Origin of the sequence: Streptomyces nanhaiensis (genome assembly GCF_046614825.1) — a bacterium.
Taxonomy (GTDB): Bacteria; Actinomycetota; Actinomycetes; order Streptomycetales; family Streptomycetaceae; genus Streptomyces; species Streptomyces radiopugnans.
Genome location: NZ_JBKJFM010000404.1, coordinates 1 through 475 on the forward strand (window position 1 = coordinate 1; position 475 = coordinate 475).

General features: G+C 79.8%; 1 pseudogene. It reads left to right on the forward strand.

Going from position 1 to position 475, the window contains the following annotated elements:
- Window positions 1-425: pseudogene (locus tag ACLIYP_RS30825) on the forward strand (hypothetical protein); the annotation flags it as partial.
- Window positions 426-475 lie beyond the last annotated feature (50 nt).

Below are 475 nucleotides of genomic sequence, written 5' to 3' on the forward strand. Positions count from 1 at the left end.
CCGCGCTCGCCTGGCCGGAGGCCGCCGGCACCGGCCCCGAGCAGCGCGAGGCCCTGGAGCTGGCCGTACGCCACCACCTGCCGGTCCACGAGGTCGCGGCCGTCCTCGGCACGGACCACGACGGCACGGAGCTGCTGCTGTCCAGCGCCGCCTGCGAGGTGGAGCGCACCCGCACCGCGCTCGCCGTCGTCGACCGGGGCGGCTGCCCGGCCGTCGCCCGGCTCGCCGGGGACCGGGAGGTGCTGCTGGGCAGCGCCCTCCGCCGGGAACTGGTGCGGCACGTGGACGAGTGCCCCGAGTGCCGCCGCACCGCCGAACGGGTGCTGGCGGGCGGCCCCTGGCCGGGCACCGCCCCCGCGGACGTCGGCGCGCTCACCGTGCTGCCCGCACCGCGCGCGGAGGTGCACGCCGCGATGCTCGCCGCGTAGCGCGCGCGGGCCCAGCACACCCAGAACGGAAGAGCGGCGGGGAGGGA